Below are 18,138 nucleotides of genomic sequence, written 5' to 3' on the forward strand. Positions count from 1 at the left end.
GTCAACATGCGGGCCCTGAAAAGGGGGACCTGACCGGTCCGAATCCTGTGGACCCGGGCAAGGAACGCTCGATGCACCGCTGGACCATCGAGCGCACCACATGGCCTGGCTCGCTGGCTGCCGCCGTCTCCACCGACGCTACGAACGCAAAGCCGACCACTTCCTCGCCTTCACCAGCATCGCCTGCACCCTCATCTGCTACCGCAGACTCACCAAATGAGATGACGTCTAACTCTCTGCCTGCAGGCAGTCCACTATGTTGACCTGGGCGAGGAGTTGCTGTGCCGAGTAGCGCCGCCTTGGCGTGAGCGGGGTCATCGCTTCGCCGGCCGGGTCGCGCCAGGGGCAGTACGTGCGGTGCCAGGCGAAGCGGGCGAGGAGCTCCCCGGTGTCGGGGTTGCGGCGGGAGTAGTGGATGATGCCGCAGTTCGGGGTCTGCGGTTCGGCCACGTACTGAGCGCGCCAGCTCGACGGGTCGAGCCCGGCGGCGAGGTAGCTGAAGGCCCACAGTGTGTCGGCGTGGGTGACGACTACGGCTGCTGACGAGGGAGTGGCGAGGATCCGGTTCAGCGGGAGGGACACCCGTCGGACCAACATCGCCATCGACTCACCGGCCGGAGGCGCCCAGTCGAAGGGGTGCTCGCTCTGCCGGCCTAGTTCGCGGGCGTGGAAGCCGGGATCGCGGTTCTCCCAGTCGCCCCATTCACGTTCTCGTGCATCCGGCTCGATCTCCCAGTCGAGCTCTGGGAGGCCGAGCATCGCGGCGGTCTCCATGGCCCGCAGATGGGGAGAGGTCACAGCGAGCGTGTCGGGAAGGCGCTGTGCGAGCTCGGCTCGGATCCAGGCCCCGGCCGCAGCGGCCTGGCGCACTCCCTCCGAAGTAAGTCGCCAGATCCAGTGCGGCCGCCGTTGGACAAGGGCCGCGTAGTCATGGGACGGAGGCAATCTGGCTGCGGCGTTGCCCTCGCTCTCGGCATGGCGGATCAGAAAGAGGTCCTCTATCGAGCCGGGTGGCAACGGCACCGGCCGGCCCGCCTCAGTCATGTGCGGAAGGGAGAGAGCAGGAGGCAGCCTGCTGGAGGAGGACGGAAGTGCTCGGCTCGTAACCGGTCTTCCAGAGGTCGGCCAGGACGAGCATGCCAGTGTGCAGGTCTCCGGTATCCAGCATCGGCAGGTGTTTGCGCATGATCTGCTGGACCAGCTGGGGACGGATGTGGTTGCTCACAGAGAAGGACATCGAGTCGGCACGCCTGCGGTAGTAGTGCCCGGTCATAGGGATCACGTCACCGTGAAAGCCGGCCCGGTGCAGGGCCACCTGGAGCTCCCACTCGCAGTAGTAACGGAACTTCGGGTCGTATCCGCCGACCTCCAGCAGTGCCTCCTTCCTGAACATTCCCGGCGCCTTTCCATCAGTGTGCAGGAAGAGACTGAGCTCGGGGATGAAGCCGGCCGGCACGTAGGTGAGGTTCAGCAGCCCGATGTACTCGGAGTAGCCGACCACATAGGCCAGATCAGGCTCTCCATCCAGCGCTCTGCGCGCGGCGGCCAGGAAACCCGGCTTCATCATGTCGTCCGCGTCGAGGGGCACGACGTAGTCACCAGTGCAGAGCCGGATCCCGGTGTTGCGCGTCGCGCTGAGGCCCTGTTCGGCCTGGTCGATCTTCACTACGCCGGAGAGCCCGGCGAACGTCTCGTTGGTCGCGGCGTCGGTGGAGCCGTCGTTCACCACGACGATCTCCGCCTCCGGAAGGTCACGGCTGACGGAGTCGATCGCCTCCTGGACGAATTCACCCTGATTGAACAGCGAAATGATTACCGAGATCCGGGACGGTTTGCCGGCCTCGTCAAGGAGCTTCGGGTGATGCTGCCGGACCTGCAGCTCCGCCCATCTCCGGTAGGCCTCGGGCATGGTGACCGGCCGGTCGTCGGCGGGCGGCTCGGTGTCGAGCAGCTCGAGGGTGGCGGATCGGAATCTGCCCAGCAGCCGACGGGCCCGGACGACGGTGAGTGCGGCCTCCGGGCAGCCGATGAAAACCAGCGTGACCGGAACCTCGTCCCAGCCGAGGGAGACCAGGGTGTCGAAGACCTTGTGCGCGTCCGCCTGCGCGTCGCAGAAGTACCAGCGGTCGGGTTTGCCCTCTTCCAGGTCCAGGACCGTTACGGCCGGGAGCAGACCAAGCGCCTGGCGAGGGGTGCGGTCGAGGAGCAAAGCGACGCGTGATCCGGTCGATGTACGCAGGTTCGCTGCGTCAACGGCCTGCTTGACCTGCCGCTCGGTGGCGCGCGGGGCGCACACGATCAGCTGCGGGCGATCGTCACTCGGTAACAAGACGTCTCCTGGCCTCATGGATCCAGAGTGGTGTGTACCCTTCACCAGCGCGTTCGGCGAATGCCTCGATCTGGGCTCGGAGGCCGACCGTACAGTCACCGGGGGAGGCTCTGCCGCGGAGGACGCTCAGCCGGCAGGTCCACACGGGGTCGTCCTCCTGCGTGAACAGGGCGCTCGCCTTGTCGAGCTGGTCGAATGCCGCGTACCGGTCCCGGCGGGCAAGCGCCGCGAGCGCCATGCTGTAGTGGAGCCGAGCGTGCGAACGCCTGTCCTTCACTGCCTTGAGCGCCTCGTGTGCGGCGGCGAAGAGCGTATCGGCCTCGTCCAACTGCCCAAGACAGCGCAGCGCGACAGCCCTGCTACGCAGCACCTGTGCCCGTCCCGCCGGATCCGCGATCGCCCGGAAGAGGTCATCACACTGTTCGAGGAGGGCGAACGCCGGCTCCCATGCCGATCTCCGGATGGCGAGCCGGGCCTGGGCAAGCAGGACGATGGCGATCCACTTCCTGTCGCCGGCCGCCCGCATGAGCTCGACGGAACGTCCCAGGACGACCTCGGCCTCGTCGTAGCGGCCCAGGTAGAGGTGGAGGATCCCCCGCGTGTGCAGGCCTCGGCCGAGGGCGGTGGCGTCCTCCATCCGTTCGAAGGTGGCCAGGCATTGCGTCAGCAGGTCATCGGCCTCGCGGAGCCGGCCCAGATCGCGGAGGACGACCGCGAGGTTCTGCTGCGCCGAGGCCGTCAGCAGGGTCGGCAGCGGACCGTCCCGGTCGGGCAGCGCGGCGAATTCCTCGATACTGCGGGTCAGGCTCCGGTGTGCCGCGTGGAGCATGCCGCCGTCCCGTTGGACCACACCGGTGATGAGGTCGAGATGGCACACCCAGCGTGCCTCGCCCCGTGCGCTGCGGGCCGCGCGCTGCCTGGCCAGTTCCTCGACCGCCTCGGCGTACCGGCCCTCGAAATGCAGCAGGCTGTTGAGGTGGAACCGGGTTTCGAGCTCGGCTTCCTCGTCGCCTGCAAGCTGCGCGGCGGACAGCGCGAGGTCCTTCACCTCCTGGGATTCCGGACCGTGGTGGGAGAGAATGAAGACCGCGTGCAGGATGTCCGCGAGCCCCCACACGTAACGCAGGTGCCGCTCGGCGTAGGCGTGCTTGACCTCGGCGACGAGGTCCGCGCGCTCTTCCACCAACCAGTCCATCGCGTCGGGCGGCAGCGTCAGATGCTCGACCGGGACGCTCCAGATCTGCGGGACGGTCCGGGCAAAGTCGAAGTTCCCCGTGATCGGGTGGCCGCTCGAGTACAGCAGTGCCAGCGACAGGTAGCCGCTGAGCATCCGCTCCTCGGCCGCAGCCCGTTCCGCCGCGGGAACATCCGACCGCAGCAGCTCCTTGGCGTAGAGCCGGACCAGGTCGTGGAAGACGTAGCGGAGCGTGCCGCCGGCATCCGTGCCGGCGGCACGCAGGAGCTGGGCGTCGACGAGCTCTTCGAGCAGCTCCTCCGCATCGAAGAGGTCCGCGTCCAGGAGGGCTGCGGCCATCCAGGGTGCGATACGGATGGCGGCCACCGAACCGAGCAACGCGAACAGCCTCCGGGCCTCCGGGCCCAGCACGTCACGACTGCTCTCGAACACGGGCCGCACCGCCAAGTCGTCGCGTTCGAGCAGGGCGAGCCTGCGGTTCTCATCGGCCAGGCGGACGTTGAGCCGTCCGACGCTCCATTGCGGTCGGGAGCGGAGCAGTGCCCCGGCGATGCGCAGGGCCAGTGGAAGCCGGCCACAGAGCCTGACCAGTTCGAGCAGGTCTGCGTCCTCCGCGCGTTCGGTCATCTTCCGGATCAGGGCCACGGCCGAGGCTGTGTCCAGGACGTCCAGTTCCACGAACTCGGCGTCGAGGGTGGGCAGCGACGACCGTGAGGTCACAAACACGGCGGAATCGCAGGGTCCGGGCAGCAGTTCGCGCACCTGGGCGGCAGAGCCGGCGTTGTCGAGGACGATCACATGCCTGCCGGATCTGATCGCCTCGCGACAGGCGGCGTACCGGGCAGCGGCGTCGCCCGGTACGCCCTGGTCGGGAGCGAGCGTTTCGAGGATGCGTGCTGCCGCCTGTTCGGCGGACGTTCTGTTGTCGGAGTACCCCTGGAGATCGATGTGGCAGGAGCCGTCCGGGTAGGTGGTGGAGAGGCGGTGAGCCGCCTGTGCCGCGAGTTCCGACTTCCCGACGCCCGGCTGCCCCCAGACGACCACCGCGCGCCGCTGATCCAGGAGTCCGACCGCCCGGCGCAGGTCTTCCTCGCGTCCGGTGAAGTCGCTGCGCGGTACCGGGAGACGGGCCGCCGTTTTCGGCTTCCTGCCGGGGTCCGCCTCGGTCGGTTTCAGCGTCACCAGCTCGGAGGGGTCGTCGATGCCCAGCAGCCGCCAGAACCGGAGCCTGGTCGCCTCCTCCGCCCGTCGTATCCGGTCGAGCGGAGCCACCGTGAGACTCGCATCCCCCTCAGCCAGGTGGTGCTCGCTGACGATGCCCACGAGAACGCCGCCAGCGAACACCGCAGCGCCCGACATTCCCGCCCATGCCGACTCCGGCAGGGCGCCCCCGATCTCGCGCGGGCGGCTGTCGGCATGGAGCGTGAGGTAGCCCGACACCATGCCCTCCGCAGTCGGGATGTAGCCGTCCACCTGGGCGGAGTCCCGGACCTTCCGCCCCCTGCGGACAGCCTCCTTGAAGCGGGGGAACCCGATGGCCCGGATGCCGGCAACACGACCAGGCGTCTCCCGGTCCACTACTCCGAAGGCGGGCCGGTGCCCGACTGGCAGGCCGGCCTCGACCTCCAGAAGTGCCAGATCGATGTCGGGCGGGGTGGTCAGGAGGACTCCGACGTCATGCTCGGTCGTCCCCATGCTGCGGACGGAGACAGCGACGGCGCCTTCCACGACGTGCGCGGCGGTGAGCACGGTCCGCTCATCGATGAGATAGCCCGATCCGACTGACCACCGCTCGGCCGATGCGGCTCCGCGGTCGCCGATGACCTCGACAACGTTCGCAAGATGCACGGTCACCCCGCGCCGTCACGGACGTTCGCTGGAGCCGCGATGGACCTGGATCGGCGTCGTTCCGTCCTTGCCCACGGGCTCCAGTGTCAGCGTGACCTTCTGGATCGACTCGTGAGCGTACTTTCCGTCCGCTCCCGCCTCGATCACCCAGAATTTGGCCTTTCCCTGAAGGCCGGCTTCGCGCCTGACGCAGAGCTGGAGCTCCACTTGGATCGGCCCCACAAAAAATCGCAGGTCCTGACCGTCCGAGCTCGCTATCGACGCTTCGAGTTCGAGCCGTAACGCCTCGATGGTCTCAGCAAGACCGAGTTCCTGCACGTGGGCCTCCGGTTCCGTTCCGAGGAGAAACAGTCTCCCAGTACCGCTGCCCAATGGGAAGCGGCACTGGGGGCCTTGACCGGCCCATGACGCCTGCCTAGCTTCGATGCATGTCCCTTGAGGAGCGAACCGAACAGCAGTCCAACAATCTCGGCAAATGGGATGACTGGTACCGCGATCTCTCCCTCGCGGCGGGCCCTGGACTCTACAGTGAGCCGACCACCTACCTCATCGCGGCGGCGTTCCTCGCGGACGTCGATGAGGTCGAGGACTGGGGGTGCGGTCGGGGCGGGTTCCGCAGGTTCAACGTGAGCGGTGGGTACAAGGGCATTGACGGCAGTCGGACGCCGTTCGCCGACGAGGTCGAGGACCTGCGCGCGTACAGGTCGGCCAGCCCGGGAATCCTCATGCGGCACGTGATCGAGCACAACTACGACTGGGAGAAGGTTCTCACGGGCGCTGTGGAGTCCTTCCGGAAGAAGTTCTGCCTCGTCCTGTTCACTCCGTTCACCGAGAAGACCTGCGAGATTGCGCACAATCGGGAGCTCGGTGTCGACGTTCCCGATCTTTCCTTCGCCCGCGAAGACATCGAACGCCATTTCGCCGGGCTCCGCTGGAAGTTGATGGCGAACCTTCCCAGCTCCGCACAGTACGGAGTGGAACACGTCTACTTGGTCTGGCGCGCATAGCGTCGCCGTTTCAAAATCGCCAGGTCCGCGAGCCCAGTGCAGGACCGGTCGGCGTTCACCTGGACACTGACCCGACACGGCCGAGTTCGGCGCCGTCCGTACCGGCGAGCCGTGCCCCGGGAACCGGGACGGCGAGGCCGCCAGGTCTACGCGAGCCGCTACCTGTTCTCGGACTCCGGGGAGAGGCTGATCCAAAGCCATTTTCACTTGCGGGGCGGTGGTGGGGAGGAAGACGGTGGCGTGTACGCCTTGCTGTTGGGCGGCCCATGCGCAGGCCAGTCCGGCGTTGCCGCCCGAGGCGATGGTGATGCCGGCGTCCGGCAGGGTGCCCGCGTCGCGGTGGGCCTGGATGAAGTTCTGCGCGCCGCGGGCTTTGAAGGAGCCGGTGTGCTGCATGAACTCCAGGGCCAGCCACACCTCGCAGGGTTGCTCGGGGCTCTCGTCGAGGGGGTCGGTGTGGCCGGTGCGGATCGCACCCGGGTCGAGGGGGGTCAGGGTGATGGGGCGGATGCGTCCCGAGATGCGGTCGGTGGCGGCCTTGATGCCGCCGTAGGTGAGCTGGTGCACGTGGTTGCTCCTGCAGTTGAGGGGTTATGACCAGGCGATGAGCTGGCCGGTGGTGGTCAGGCCCAGGAAGAAGGCGAACGCGATGCGGCGCCCGGTTGGGTTCGGTTCGACGGCGTGGAAGTTGGCGGGGTTGAACAGCAGTGCGTCGCCGAGCTGGGGTTCGAGGGTTACCCGCTGGCAGTGCTGGACCGTTTGGGGCTGGTAGCCGTACGTGTGGCGGTGGTGCTCGTCGGTCGGCTCCCAGCGGTGGCGCCATACGGTGGTCGCCCCGCCGGTGGCCGCACCGCGCCCCAGACGTTGAAGGCGAGCTGCGTTACGAGTCCCTGGTCGAACAGGCCGGTGGGGAACTCGCGGTTGATGTCGTCGTAGTGGATCAGGGTCCCGGCGTTGATCTAGCGTGGGGTGTCGCTGAAGACGGCCCGGTCGCCGATGGTGGCCGCGGTGATGGCGGGCCCGTCTGCGGAGCCGAGACGGGCCATGGAGACGGATACGAACGCAAGTCGAGCCACTTCCTGGCCTTCACCAGCATCGTCTGCACCCTCATTTGCCACCGGGGACTAGAGATCGTCTTCAAAGGTCAGATCCAGAGCAGGATTGAGGCGATGGTGACGGCGGCTTGGTAGGACTCGCGGGTCTTGTCGTAGCGAGTGGCCAGTCCGCGCCACTGCTTGAGTCGGTTGAAGCAGCGCTCGACGACGTTGCGGCGACGGTAGAGGCATCGATCGAAGCCGGGCGGTCGTCCGCCGCGGGTACCGCGGTTCAGTCGGCCCAGGATCTGGTCGACGCGTTCGGGGATCGTGTGCGGGATGCCGCGTCGTCGCAGGTATGCGCGGATTTTTCGAGAGCTGTAGCCCTTGTCGGCGACCACATGGTCGGGTCGGGTCCGAGGACGCCCGGGCCCGACTCTGGGCACGGTGATCGAGCCCATCACCTGCTCGAAGCGGGTGCAGTCGTTGGCATTTCCGCCCGATAAGACGAAGCCCAGAGGGCGACCGAGCCCGTCGCAGGCCAGGTGGACTTTCGTGCTCAGTCCGCCACGGGATCGGCCGAGGGCGTGATCACCCGCTTCGTCCCGGTCGACTGCCCCCTTTTGCCGTCGGCGGCATGCTGGTGAGCCCGCACGATGGTGGAGTCGACCGACACCAGCCAGTCGATGTCACCGGCCGCGTCCTTCTCCGCCTGGACGGCCCGCAGCATGCGCGAGAACGTGCCGTCCAGTGCCCACCTGCGGAAACGCGTGTACAAGGTCTGCCAGGAGCCATAGCGTTCCGGAACGTCACGCCAAGCCGATCCGGTCCGCAGCTTCCACACGATCCCGTTCAGTACCACCCGGTCGTCCGAACGGGGCCGCCCCGCAGTCCCCGAACTCGGCAACAACCGTGACAGCACAGCCCACTCAGCATCCGAAAGCTCATGACGACGCACCACGACAAGCATGATCCCTCATCACCTGATCACCTTTGAAGACGCCCCCTAGGCCGTGTTTTAGGTAGCGCGGGCGGCCAGCCACTTGGTGAGGTCGCCCGCGATGCGGTCGTTGCTGGTCTCGACGGTCACGTCGTGTTCGCGGCGGGCGGTGTCGCGGCGGACGACCTCGTATCCGCCCTCGTCCAGCACGGCGACGGAGGCAAACCAGACCGGGTCGTCCTGGTCAGGCTGGATCACGACGAACGTGTTGTCCGAGTCGTTCAGGTCGTCGATCAGCATGAACAGAGCGTCCTCGGACGGGTCGTCGACGTGGTCACCGTTCTCGCTGTCGGCGCAGTAGTACCTGGCGGCCACCGTAGCCCTCCCCGAAGATGTGCTGCCCAATGCCTTGATCAGCATGGCACGGCCGTATCGACGAGCCGCCGGTTCACAGCCACTGGTGGATCGCCGCGATCTGGACGGCCGCCTCGAACCGGACGGCGAGCTTGTCATAGCGGGTCGCGACAGCCCAGTGCTGCTTGAGGCGGCTGATCCCGCACTCGACCCGCGTGGCGGGCCTTGTAGTCCTCCCGGTCGAAGGCCGGCGGTCGGCCACCGGCTCGGCCGCGGCGCTTGCGGTTGCGGACCTGGTCGGCCGGCTCGGCGATGGTGCAGCGGATACCGCGTCTGCGCAGGTAAGCACGGTTGGCGCGCGAGGAGTACGCCTTGTCACCACGCACCCGCAGTGGCCTGCGTCTGGGAGGACCGCCACCGACCTTGGGTACCCGGATCGCTTCGAGGACCGGCTCGAACTGCGGGCTAGTCACCCCGCTGACCTGCCGTGACCAGCAACGACAGCGGCTTCTGGCCCTGCTCGCAGGCCAGATGGATCTTCGTGGAGAACCCGCCCCGCGAACGGCCCAGCCCGTGATCCTCCGGTTCGGTCCCGACCCCTCCCGGGGGCTCCTTCTGCCCGGCCCCGTCCCGGCGGGCACCAGCCGCGTGCTGATGGGCCCGGCAGACCGTGGAGTCGACGTTCACGTCCCACGTGATCAGCCCGGACGCATCAGCCCTCGCCTGCAGCAAGGTGAGAATCCTGGCCCACACACCCTCGCGCTGCCAGCGGCGAAAGAGCCCGTAAACGGTCTGCCAAGGCCCGTACTCGCGCGGCAGATCACGCCACGGACACCCGTCCGAACCCGCCACCGAACTCCATTGATCAACCGCTGCCGGTTCTCGGACCTGCGGCTCACGCCTGCCGCAGGCAGCAACGACTCCAGTACCGACCACTGCTCATCAGAAAGATCCCCGCCCCACACCATGATCATCACGGCGCAAGGCGTGGACCGGAACCCCGATGTAAAACACGGCCTAGACGAGATAACCGCCGACTCTCCGCCGCCCACCTGCATCTGCAGACCGCGACCTACTGCTGGTTCCGTGACCCGCACAAGGCCCTGTGCCTGAAACTGGCGGGCACCCCGGACGCGCCGCAGCCATTGGGCACGATGTGCGACTCTGCACGCTGCACCTCGGCGAGGAGTTCGAGGGTCGCCTGAAGGCCCTGCGGGAGGCGGGCGAGGCCCCTGACCCCCGGACCGCTCAGACCGAACGGCTCAAGGCCCAGGTCGCCGAGCTCAAGGAACGGCTCGCGAAGCGGGGCAAGGCGCTAGCCGAGCTCACCGCGTTCAAGACGCTTGCCGTCTCCCGGCTCACGGCCCAGCACGAGGAGATCGAGCGGCTGAGGGAACAGGCCGCCCAGGACGCCAACGTCCGCCGCCTGCCCGCCGCCCGCAGCGGGACGGCCACCTACAGGTCGTGCCGCTGACGGCACCCGGCCCGAGGCCCCGCCTTACCGCCCCCGGGTCTCGGTGAGGGCCGTCACGAGCACGTCCAGGTTCCCGGTGCAGACGATTACGTCTTCGTCGTCGGCCGGGGCATCGAAGCGGGCGAAGAAGTCGTCCAGGGCTTCGGGCGAGACGGTCAGCGCGTTGGCGTCCTCGCGCTGGTTGCGTTCGGCCAGGCGCCGCAGCAGCTTTTCGCGGTCGGCAGGGAGGTAGACCGCCACCAGAGGTCGCGCTCGCTGCGGCGCCACAGGCCGTGGTCCAGGACGATGTCGTTCCCGGCCTCGATCTCCTTGGTGAACCGGTCCCGGATCGCTTCGACCACGGGCTGTTCACGCTCGAAGTAGGTGTGCTCGGGGTAGTCCACGCCGTACCGGCCGTGGAGGCGGTGGACCTCCTCGTCCACGGACAGCCGGATGTAGCCGCGGTCGGCCAGGGCCTCGGCGACGGTGGTCTTCCCGGAGCCGGTGAGGCCGGCCAGGAGTACGGCGAGGGGCACGTGGCCATCCTTTCGCGACATGGTGTGCGCGAGCGCGGGTGCTGCCTCAATCCTGGCCGCTGTGAGCGTGGGGACGCCAGGTGGTGAAGATGTTGCGGGCCTCGGAGGGCCAGCCGAAGGGCATCCGGTCCAGGCTGACCCGGCGGAAGGCGAACCGCGGATCGCTGGTGTTGATCACGCCGCCGTGCTGGCCGACGTGGGTCAGCAGGCGGTTGGCCTCGTCGCGGACGGCCGGGGTGTGTTCCTGCCAGGTTCCGGAGGTGAAGTGCTGCACCCGGCGGCGGAGGTCGTCCAGGACGCCCGAGCGCCACTTGAAATGGTGAACCGCGCAGATGCGGTCCGCGTTCGGCCGGTGGCCGGGGGAGCGGTGGTTGCCGGAGGAGACGGTGACGTCGTGGCGGGCGAGGACGATCTTTCTCGGGTCGCCGTGCAGGAGCCGGTGGGTGAGGTGGCCGCCGAGGGGATAGGCGAGGTCGAGGCCGCCTTCGGGCCTCCAGCCGGTCAGGCGTCCGCTGGCGGCGACACGGTCGAGCATCAGCCCGCCGACCACCCGGTGTCCGGTCTTCTCGGCCTGGGCGATCACCTCGTAGAGCAGGGCGGGGTACTGCTGGAACTCGTCAGCGTCGGCGAGCAGGTGCCAGCCGGGACCGGCCTGGTGCCGCAGGGCGTCGCGGAGCTGGATGTTGCTGTGCTCGTGCCAGGGGCCGGTGCTGGTGCCGGTGGGGATGATGCCGAGTTCGCGGCAGGCGGCCTGGAGCTCGTGCCGCGGGGTGTTGGGGACGTGGTCGGGGAAGTGGAAGGCGGTCAGGAACCGCTCGACGCCGAGCCACCGGTAGTGGCGGACCCAGGCGGCCAGCAGGGGAGGCTCGATGGGGCCGATGACGGCGATCAGGGCGGGAGGCGTGCTCAGCATCGGGACTCCTTGGCCGTGAGCGGGGTGAAGGTTCGGGTGAGGAAGTCGGCCTGCTCTTCGGCCGTCCACATCCCGACCAGGCCGGGTGCCTCGGAGCCGGGCGGCTTGGGCGGCTGGCGGATGACGGCGTGCAGGGCAGCGGCGAGACCGTCCGGGTCGCCGGCGGTGAACGTCAGGGACCAGGGCTGGCCGTGCAGACGGCCGGCGAGGCGGGGTCGTGGTCGTGGTCGGAGACGATGAGGGGGACGCCGAGGCGGGCGGCGTCCATCACGAGCCCGGATTCCTTGCCGACCCCGGGGTGGCGGGCGACCAGGGCAGCGTCGGCGGCCCCGTAGACCAGCCGCAGCACGCTCTCCGCGACGGGACCGGGCACGGTGTGCAGGCGGAGGTGGGGCAGGGCCCGCCACCGCTCGAGTACGGCTTCGTCGAGCGGATCACCCGCGACCACCAGGTGCAGCGGCTCCTTCAGCCGGGCCAGGGCGGCGTCGATGACGTCGATGTCCTTATATGGCCACCAGCCGCCCACCAGACACACCGCGGCTTCGGCGGCGGGAATGCCGAACGTCGTCCGGCCGCCGTCGCGTTCAGCGTCGGTCAGGCGGCGGCCGTCGTCGACCGCAAAGGCCCGCACCACCGCGGGCAGGTGAGGGAAGGCCGCGGCGAACTGATCACCGACCGCCTGGGTCGGATATACCGCGATCATCTGTTGCTCGCCCCGCCGGGCGAGCCGGCCAAGCAGCTTCACGACGGTGTCCTCTGTGGTCACGGCTTCGTGGACGAACCGACGGTGCGGCTGGCCACCGAGGAGGGCGGCGGCCCCGTGCAGGGCCTCGCTCGCGGTCAGGATCACCACCGCGTCGGCGCCGGACTCCAGCTGACGGGCGGACCGCAACGCGGACGCCTCGGTCAGGCACGCGGGCGATCAGGGTGATCTGGTGCGGCAGCCGCCGCAGGCGGCGGGGCCAGCGGCGCGAACGGAAGACCTGCTGCCCGGCGGCCGACAGCCCGGCTGCGAGCCGGGCGGCGGCCAGCAGCACGGCCGCCCGCCGCCCGGCCGGCACGGTCGCCAGCCGGGCCCCCGCCTCGCACAGGGCCCCCACCGCGTCTCGGGCGAGTCTGTGCGGGGCGATGACCAGGCTGCCGGGCCTAACCTGGTCGAGGGCCACCAACGTGCGCTGATGGTGCCCGCCCAGGCGGTACGCGTACGGCTCGACGAGCACGAGCGGCCCGGTCACCCCGAGACCGCCTGGTCCCCGTGTGCGGCGGTGAACCTCTCCCGCAGCCAGGTGGGATTGTTCAGATGATCGAACTGCTGCCGATCGCGCGCGGTCTGGCGGGCGAAGGTGACGCCCTCACGGGCCCCGGCTGCGGCGTAGGCGGCGAACTCGCCGCTGCGGCTGAGCGTCCATGCCTCGACGCGCTTGTGCGCGTCGTCGTCGGCCATGCCGTACTCGCTGCCGCGCGAAAGCATCGCGCACTCGCGGAAACCGGCCTTCCAGGCGTGGAAGGGGCTCTGGTTGAACCTGGTGATCCCGGCGGTCTCCTGGTCGAACTCGATCCGACCGGGCAGGGCGGCCAGCACGTCCACGGCCTCGCCCATCTCGCGCTGGGCACTGCGGCGGATCAGCTTCAGCCCGCCGTAGCCGTAGGTCAGGCCGTTGACCAAGTTGACCGCCCGCCACACCCGCATGGAGATGCCCTCATCCAGCGGCTCGACGGCGGCCGGTTAGCGGTGAGCCCCTGATGATCAGGTCACGGCCGTGATGCGGGTGGCGTAGACCCGGTGGGCCTTGCGCTCGGCGGGGCCGGCGGCTTCGGCGGCGAGGGCAGCGGCCTGCTGCAGCGTGGTGCGGTGGAGTTCGAGCGGGGCGGTGACGCGGAGGGAGTGGCTCTGGCCGGAGGCGAGTGCCGCGCGGACGGTCTCGCCACCAACGCCGGCGAGGTGGTCGGCGAGCAGGCCGGGCAGGTCGAGGGTGATCTCCGGGTCCGGCTCCAGCTGCTGCTTGGCGGGCTGGTCCGGGAGGACGTCGAGCTGCTCGGGCAGCTGGCGGGCACCGGCGGCGTCCAGGACGCGGCGGATGGTCTTCGGGTCCACCCCGTGCAGCCGGGCGAGCGCCTTGACTGCGGCGCCCTGCTGGTACGCCTGCACGACGTCGGCGGCCTCGGCCTCGTCCAGCGCGGCGGGGCGGCCCAGTACCTTCCCGGCGGCTTCGGCGGCGGCGACGCCCTCGCGGGTGTTCTCGCTGATCATGTCGCGCTGGAACTCCAGCACGGCGGCGAGGACGGAGACCATCATCTTGGTGCCGGGGTCATCCGAGGCGAGGTCGATGCCGGACAGCAGCCCGGACTCGACGCGCAGGTGCAGCCCTCGGCGGATCAGGGCCAGCCGCAGGGCAAGGATGTCGGCCACGGACCGGAAGAGGCGGGCGGCGTCAGCAATGCGGATGGTGTCGCCGACGGCGGCTTCGTGCAGAAGCTTGGTGAAGCCGGCCCGGTCGAGGGAGAGCTGGCGGGTGGACGTGGCGGGGTCGTCGTAGACGGAGGCGCCGGCGGCCAGCAGCGGCGCGAGGGCGTGGCGCTGGCGGGCGTCGGTCTGCTGATCGGTGGAGTGCCGCAGGTAGATCCGGTCAGCCATACGCTCTTCGCCTTCCCCGGGGTGGGCCGGTCGGTACCCGGCGACGTCCGCAGCCCATCTTCGGGGCCGGAATGGGGAGGCGGAATTACGGACTGGATCTGATTGGATCGGCGCGGGCATTTCCGCTGGCCGGGGTCCTGTGGCGATTGGATCGACCCATGGGGGCGGAATCGACCGATTCCGCCCCCACGGATCAATGGACGTACGGCGTCACGGTCGCCGGTCGGCTCGGCATGGCGCTAGGGGACTCGGTGGTGTCCCGGAGGAACCGTTCGAGCGCCTCCACCAGGATGTCGGGTCGTTCCAGATGGAGGTCGTGTCCGGTCCCGGGAACGCTCATGGCCACCGTCTCGGGCCGATGCTGGAACATCCTGCCGCATTCCGCCGGAGCGATGAGGCCGGACTGGCCCAGCACGGCCAGCGTCGGGCAGGTGATGCTTGCCCACTCGTCCCAGTAGGAGCGATGGGCGTTCTCCGTCAGGGAGTCGACCATCACGTCGCGGTCGAAGCGCGGCCACCATCCGCCGTCACGCTCCTCCAACCCGGCGGCCCAGCCCTCGCCGACCGGGCCGCCGCCGAAGAACGCCGCAGCGGCGTTCCTCGACGGGAACGGTGTAGGCCACGAGTCGAGCCATCTGCCGATCTCGGCGGGAACTTCCGGACTCGGCCCGCCAGGCCCGGCCTCGACGAGTACGAGCGCGCAGACGAGGTCGGGATGCGCAGCGGCGGCGAGCATCGCGGTATGGCCGCCGAGCGACTGGCCGATCAGGGCAGGCTGCCGGAGGCCCAGTTGTTCGAGGACCGCGACGACGTCGGCGACGTATGCGGCGCGCGATCGGTCGTGAGGGTGCCGCTCGCTGGCGCCGTGGCCGCGCTGGTCCACTGCGACGACACGGTGCCGGGTTCTCAGGTGCCGGGCGATCGCGTCCCATTCGCCCGCGTGGCCGGCCAGGCCGTGCAGCAGGACGACGGACGGCCCGGCCCCGCCCCAGTCCCGGCAGGAGATGCGTACGCCGTCGCGCACCACTGTGCGCTCGGACCAGGTCATTGGGCCCCCTCAAGGGTGTGTCGGGTCGGTGTGTCAGCGGTAGGCGGCGAGGAATGCCCGGATGCCGGCGGTGGCGTAGTGATCGAGGTCGGCCTCGGTGTGCTGGGGGCTGCCGTGGAACATGGCCCTGTTCACGGGGATCCACAGCAGGAGTCCGGAGAAGTGGTGGGCGGCCAGGAGTGGGTCGTCGCATCGGAGCAGGTCCTGGTCGGTGAGGCGCTGGAAGGTGGCCGCCAGGGTGGCCAGGACCCGTTCGAAGCCCTGTTCGTACCAGGCCGCGCCGAGTTCGGGAAAGACGTCGGCGTTGGCGATGATCAGGCGGCGCAGCTGGATGACCTGCGGCTGGGTGAGGGCGGCGAGGAACTGGCGGGCAAGCCGGGTGAGGCTTTCGTCCAGGGTGTCGGCTTCCGCGGGGATGTCGGCCACCAGGTCGACCATGGCGTCGATACGGTCGGTGGTGGCCAGCACGATCTCGGCGAACAGCTTCTCCTTGTCCTCGAAGTGCTTGTAGACAGTCTGCTTGGACACCGCGGCCAGCTTCGCGATGTCGTCCATGCTGGTGCCGGAGTATCCCTTGCTCATGAACGCGCTGGTCGCGGCCTCCATGATCGCCTGGCGCTTCAGCGCTGACCGGCTGTGCTCGCGTGCTTCCACGCCACCTCCCGAATTAAGTACTGGACAGTCCAGTACTTGAATGAGTACCGTACCGTCCAGTTCCAATCAGTACCACACCGTCTAGTTCCGATATTGGCTTCGCCGAGGAAGACACATGACCCAGACCATCAGCGCCCCGATCTCTGCGTCCGCTCCAGCCCGGCCGGCAACGCGGGCCCTGCTGAGCGCCGCCGCCGTGGCCGGCCCGCTGTTCCTGGGCACGGGCTTGATACAGGGCCTCACTCGCGACGGCTTCGACTTCACCCGCAATGCCCTCAGCCAGTTGAGCCTCGGCGACCTCGGATGGATCCAGGTCACCACCTTCCTGCTCACGGGAGTCCTGGTCATCGCCGGTGCGGTCGGAATGCGCCAGGCGCTGCGTGATGCGCCTGGCTGCACCTGGGCACCGCGGGTGGTCGGCGTGTTCGGCGCTTCGTTCCTGCTCGCCGGTACCTTCGCCGCGGACCCGGGCGCCGGGTTCCCCGCTGGCGCCCCCGAGGCCCGCGCCGCCTCCCTGAGCACGCACGGCGCCATCCACATGTTCAGCGGCATGGTGGGATACCTGGCGCTGTGCGCCGCATTCACCGTGTTGGCCCGTCGCTTTGCCGCCCAGAACCGGCGCGGGTGGGCCGTCGCCTCCCGCATCGTCCCGGCGGGAATCCTCATGGGGTTCGTCGGCTCGTCCGCCACCGTCCTGGCCTTCACCGCCGGAGCCGGACTCGGCCTCCTCTGGCTCACCGTGGTCACCATCCGGCTGAGGGCCGCGGCGCCCCCGGCGCGGGGGTAGCCACCCCTTCCTTGCCCGCCACTCCCGGCAGGGCGACGATCCAAGATCACTAAGTATGGGCAGATGGGATTCAGCAGCATGACCGAACCAGTGAAGGGCCCCGCCAGCTACTTCCCCTCGATCGAGAAGAAGTACGGCCGCCCGATCGCCGAGTGGAAGGACCTGATCCGCTCCTCGCCCCTGACCAAGCACATGGAGCTCGTCGCCTGGCTCAAGACTGAGCACCGCCTGGGCCACGGACACGCCAACGCCCTCGTCGCGCACACCCTCGCCGAAGACAGCAAAAAGTGACCCCCGCCTGACCCCGAACAAGGGAGACAACGGCCTCTCGCGTGATCAACTGCGGGAGGCCGCACTGCTTGACCGACCTCCGGACAACCCGGAGCGGAGCATGGCAACCGGCAGCCCGAGGTCGCCTACTCGTCGGGTTCTCCCGCCGGCCGCAGCCTGAGATGGCACCCCGTCCGCCGCATACCGCGCACCTACCCAACGGGTACGTTCCTCTGGTGACGGGGTGTGCGAGCGTGTACCGTTTCCGTTAGCTGTCGTGGTTCGGAAGTTCCCCTTTGCCCACGCCGAAGGCGTGGGCGTTTTGCTGTGCTGTGCCGCAGGAACCAGGGCGATTACCTCCGCCTCCCGCATGGTGCGGGAGGCGTCCGTCGACTGGAAGGCATGGAACATGGCTACGGGAACTGTGAAGTGGTTCAACGCGGAGAAGGGCTTCGGCTTCATCGCCCAGGACGGGGGCGGCCCGGACGTTTTCGCCCACTACTCGGCGATCAACTCCTCGGGCTTCCGTGAGCTCCAGGAAGGCCAGACGGTGACGTTCGACGTCACCCAGGGCCAGAAGGGCCCCCAGGCCGAGAACATCAACCCGGCCTGACCTCTCGCCGCAGCCGGCGGGATCTGCGGCCTACCGACGCAGGGTTGCGCAGGCTGTTGCTGCGCAACCCTGATCTGTGTCGAGAGTGGAGCGTGGGCGCCTGTGTCTCGGTGGCTGGGGCGCGCATGATGCGCCATCTCGTGCGCGGCGCGGTGACGGCGTGGACCAGGACGACGACGGCCTAGTGGCCGAAGCCGCCCCGGGCCCACGCCCCGGTGAAGGGGACCTGATCGGCCGCCCAGCCGCCCAGCCGCTGCCACGGGCGCAGTCGCCCGAGCGGATAGCTGGCCGCGAGCGCGGCGGCCGCAGTGACGACGATGCCTATCATGTCCAGCGCATCCCGATCGCGGACAGATGCTCCATTGTCCAGGGGCGGTTTTTCTGATCAGTGTGTGGTGGGCCGGACTGGGCTGATCAGTTTGGTGTCGGGGGTGATAGGGCTCCGGGCCGAGCCATCACGGTTTGGTGATGGGGACCGGGGACGCTGAGCTGCTTTTTTGTCAGGTGGAGCGGCCGTTGGTC

General features: G+C 68.9%; 20 protein-coding genes and 3 pseudogenes. 6 read left to right on the plus strand and 17 right to left on the minus strand.

The window, feature by feature from the left end; genetic code table 11:
- Nucleotides 1–77: 77 nt before the first annotated feature.
- Nucleotides 78–220: pseudogene (locus ACF068_RS30720) on the plus strand (transposase); the annotation flags it as partial.
- Between the two features lie 8 nt (nt 221–228).
- Here the strand turns inward: ACF068_RS30720 and ACF068_RS30725 are convergent.
- Genes ACF068_RS30725 through ACF068_RS30740 form a run of 4 tightly spaced genes read right to left on the minus strand, consistent with a single transcriptional unit; the run spans nt 229 to nt 5,690 of the window.
- Entirely contained in the window at nt 229–1,044 is an 816-nt protein-coding gene (locus ACF068_RS30725) for a histidine phosphatase family protein (RefSeq protein ID WP_392277578.1), read from the minus strand.
- Complete coding sequence (locus tag ACF068_RS30730; RefSeq protein ID WP_392277579.1) at nt 1,037–2,329, minus strand: glycosyltransferase family 2 protein; 1,293 nt, start codon at nt 2,327–2,329, stop codon at nt 1,037–1,039. Before ACF068_RS30730 ends, ACF068_RS30725 begins: the two co-directional genes overlap by 8 nt.
- Nucleotides 2,316–5,378, minus strand: coding sequence for a trypsin-like peptidase domain-containing protein (locus ACF068_RS30735; RefSeq protein WP_392277580.1), 3,063 nt, complete (start codon nt 5,376–5,378; stop codon nt 2,316–2,318). Before ACF068_RS30735 ends, ACF068_RS30730 begins: the two co-directional genes overlap by 14 nt.
- 9 nt (nt 5,379–5,387) lie before the next feature.
- Nucleotides 5,388–5,690, minus strand: a complete 303-nt coding sequence (locus tag ACF068_RS30740) for a trypco2 family protein (RefSeq protein WP_392277581.1) — start codon at nt 5,688–5,690, stop codon at nt 5,388–5,390.
- A gap of 110 nt (nt 5,691–5,800) precedes the next feature.
- Between ACF068_RS30740 and ACF068_RS30745 the strand changes: the two genes are divergently transcribed.
- Nucleotides 5,801–6,379 (plus strand): hypothetical protein, encoded by a 579-nt coding sequence (locus ACF068_RS30745; RefSeq protein ID WP_392277619.1) that lies wholly within the window; start codon nt 5,801–5,803, stop codon nt 6,377–6,379.
- A 198-nt stretch (nt 6,380–6,577) separates the two neighbouring features.
- On the opposite strand, the pseudogene ACF068_RS30750 reads toward ACF068_RS30745, so the two are convergent.
- From ACF068_RS30750 to ACF068_RS30765, 4 genes and pseudogenes are all read right to left on the minus strand, one after another.
- A pseudogene (locus ACF068_RS30750) lies at nt 6,578–6,946 on the minus strand (pyridoxal-phosphate dependent enzyme); the annotation flags it as partial.
- A 577-nt stretch (nt 6,947–7,523) separates the two neighbouring features.
- Nucleotides 7,524–8,383, minus strand: a protein-coding gene (locus tag ACF068_RS30755) for an IS5 family transposase (RefSeq protein WP_392277582.1) whose coding sequence is annotated in 2 segments (ribosomal slippage) — nt 7,524–8,021 and nt 8,024–8,383 — 858 coding nt in all. Because the reading frame shifts where the segments join, the coding sequence is not laid out codon by codon here.
- Nucleotides 8,384–8,431: 48 nt separating this feature from the next.
- The gene (locus ACF068_RS30760; RefSeq protein WP_392277583.1) at nt 8,432–8,728 is read right to left on the minus strand and encodes a hypothetical protein; all 297 of its coding nucleotides are present in this window, start codon (nt 8,726–8,728) and stop codon (nt 8,432–8,434) included.
- Nucleotides 8,729–8,801: 73 nt separating this feature from the next.
- Nucleotides 8,802–9,675 (minus strand): annotated as a pseudogene (locus ACF068_RS30765) (IS5 family transposase).
- Between the two features lie 188 nt (nt 9,676–9,863).
- Here ACF068_RS30765 and ACF068_RS30770 point away from each other — a divergent pair.
- Nucleotides 9,864–10,181, plus strand: coding sequence for a hypothetical protein (locus tag ACF068_RS30770; protein WP_392277584.1), 318 nt, complete (start codon nt 9,864–9,866; stop codon nt 10,179–10,181).
- A gap of 24 nt (nt 10,182–10,205) precedes the next feature.
- Here ACF068_RS30770 and ACF068_RS30775 read toward each other — a convergent pair whose 3' ends face one another.
- The 8 genes from ACF068_RS30775 to ACF068_RS30810 all read right to left on the minus strand — a co-directional run bounded on the left by ACF068_RS30775 (nt 10,206) and on the right by ACF068_RS30810 (nt 15,946).
- Complete coding sequence (locus ACF068_RS30775) at nt 10,206–10,421, minus strand: hypothetical protein (protein WP_392277620.1); 216 nt, start codon at nt 10,419–10,421, stop codon at nt 10,206–10,208.
- Nucleotides 10,337–10,696, minus strand: coding sequence for an AAA family ATPase (locus tag ACF068_RS30780; protein WP_392277585.1), 360 nt, complete (start codon nt 10,694–10,696; stop codon nt 10,337–10,339). Before ACF068_RS30780 ends, ACF068_RS30775 begins: the two co-directional genes overlap by 85 nt.
- Before the next feature lie 46 nt (nt 10,697–10,742).
- On the minus strand, nt 10,743–11,609 hold the full coding sequence (locus tag ACF068_RS30785) for a hypothetical protein (protein WP_392277586.1): 867 nt from the start codon (nt 11,607–11,609) through the stop codon (nt 10,743–10,745).
- Nucleotides 11,610–11,781: 172 nt separating this feature from the next.
- Entirely contained in the window at nt 11,782–12,501 is a 720-nt protein-coding gene (locus ACF068_RS30790; protein WP_392277587.1) for a hypothetical protein, read from the minus strand.
- Nucleotides 12,502–12,840: 339 nt separating this feature from the next.
- Complete coding sequence (locus ACF068_RS30795) at nt 12,841–13,299, minus strand: hypothetical protein (protein WP_392277588.1); 459 nt, start codon at nt 13,297–13,299, stop codon at nt 12,841–12,843.
- A 57-nt stretch (nt 13,300–13,356) separates the two neighbouring features.
- Nucleotides 13,357–14,244, minus strand: coding sequence for a recombinase family protein (locus ACF068_RS30800; protein ID WP_392277589.1), 888 nt, complete (start codon nt 14,242–14,244; stop codon nt 13,357–13,359).
- A gap of 193 nt (nt 14,245–14,437) precedes the next feature.
- The gene (locus ACF068_RS30805; protein ID WP_392277590.1) at nt 14,438–15,292 is read right to left on the minus strand and encodes an alpha/beta fold hydrolase; all 855 of its coding nucleotides are present in this window, start codon (nt 15,290–15,292) and stop codon (nt 14,438–14,440) included.
- A gap of 33 nt (nt 15,293–15,325) precedes the next feature.
- A complete protein-coding gene (locus ACF068_RS30810) occupies nt 15,326–15,946 on the minus strand; it encodes a TetR/AcrR family transcriptional regulator (RefSeq protein ID WP_392277591.1) in 621 nt (206 codons plus the stop codon).
- Between the two features lie 115 nt (nt 15,947–16,061).
- Between ACF068_RS30810 and ACF068_RS30815 the strand changes: the two genes are divergently transcribed.
- The 3 genes from ACF068_RS30815 (at nt 16,062) to ACF068_RS30825 (ending at nt 17,616) form a co-directional block, all read left to right on the plus strand.
- Nucleotides 16,062–16,733, plus strand: a complete 672-nt coding sequence (locus tag ACF068_RS30815; RefSeq protein WP_392277592.1) for a DUF998 domain-containing protein — start codon at nt 16,062–16,064, stop codon at nt 16,731–16,733.
- A gap of 78 nt (nt 16,734–16,811) precedes the next feature.
- Nucleotides 16,812–17,024 (plus strand): DUF4287 domain-containing protein, encoded by a 213-nt coding sequence (locus ACF068_RS30820; RefSeq protein ID WP_392277593.1) that lies wholly within the window; start codon nt 16,812–16,814, stop codon nt 17,022–17,024.
- Nucleotides 17,025–17,412: 388 nt separating this feature from the next.
- Nucleotides 17,413–17,616: a cold-shock protein gene (locus tag ACF068_RS30825; RefSeq protein WP_030224583.1), complete on the plus strand. Its 204-nt coding sequence runs from the start codon at nt 17,413–17,415 to the stop codon at nt 17,614–17,616.
- A gap of 181 nt (nt 17,617–17,797) precedes the next feature.
- On the opposite strand, the gene ACF068_RS30830 is transcribed toward ACF068_RS30825, so the two are convergent.
- Nucleotides 17,798–17,944, minus strand: coding sequence for a hypothetical protein (locus tag ACF068_RS30830; protein WP_392277594.1), 147 nt, complete (start codon nt 17,942–17,944; stop codon nt 17,798–17,800).
- Between the last annotated feature and the right edge of the window lie 194 nt (nt 17,945–18,138).

This window comes from Streptomyces sp. NPDC016309 (genome assembly GCF_043077235.1).
Taxonomy (GTDB): Bacteria; Actinomycetota; Actinomycetes; order Streptomycetales; family Streptomycetaceae; genus Streptomyces.